The organism is Mesorhizobium sp. M2A.F.Ca.ET.067.02.1.1, from assembly GCF_004023285.1.
Lineage (GTDB): Bacteria > Pseudomonadota > Alphaproteobacteria > Rhizobiales > Rhizobiaceae > Mesorhizobium.
Genome location: NZ_RZSB01001263.1, coordinates 1 through 871 on the forward strand (window position 1 = coordinate 1; position 871 = coordinate 871).

The 871-nt window shown below is 65.2% G+C and carries 1 pseudogene; it reads right to left on the reverse strand.

Annotated elements, in window-relative coordinates:
• Positions 1 to 753 (reverse strand): annotated as a pseudogene (locus EOA28_RS39385) (hypothetical protein); the annotation flags it as partial.
• Positions 754 to 871 lie beyond the last annotated feature (118 nt).

Here is an 871-nt window from a genome sequence, read left to right on the forward strand (position 1 = left end):
AGAGACGGCACCGAAATAGACCGCCGTTCCGCCCGCGCTTCCGCCGCCGCCAGTGAAGCCGTTTGCCGTGGCATTGCCTCCGCCTGCGCCGCCTGCGCCCGTGACAAAGACGAGCATGCTCTTGGCGCCAGCCGTCGGCGTGTAGGTTCCGCTCGCTGTCATGACGCGCATGGCCTTCATCGCGCCAGGGAGAATTGTGGCAAGCGCCGCTAGCGTGACCTCGCGGTCCGCACCGTCCGACACCACATGCAGTGGAAGGCTGTCGTTCAAGGAGAGTGCGCCAGTGGGTGCCGGCAAACTCGTGATGCTCAGCGAAAGGACCTGCTGATCGGTCGCGGCAAGGCCCGCGTTGGCCGCCACGGTCACAGCCGGGTTGAGCAGTCGGAATGACGTCGTCGCGTTGTTGAACTCCAGGATGCCGGTGGCACTCGCCGGCCATTGCTTTGCCGTCAGCGCGGTCCCGTCCATGTTGACGATAGGATGGGTGCCCAGCCCGTCAATGTTGCCCGTCATGGCGCCGTTGTTGTCGAAGGCGGCCTTCTGGACGACGAAGATCTGGCCGTCGACATAAGCGCTCGGCGCCGGCAGGACCGTGGCGGTGCAGACATTGGCCGAGCCCGCGTCGGTACCGACCATGATGGGCGCGGATGCGGCTCCGATGTTGACCCAATTCGCGCCGGCCGTATCAGGGTCGGACGTATTGTCGTCGGCCGTGCTCAGCCAAACGACGCCGGTCGCCGCGCCGGCCAGCAACGCGCTCTTGGGATAGCCGCCGATCGCTGCCGAGAAAGCTGCATCATAAGGGACGAGACCGCCTGCATTCTGCCACTGCGACCATTGCGTGATCTGCTGCAGAATGCCGTTCATGTCC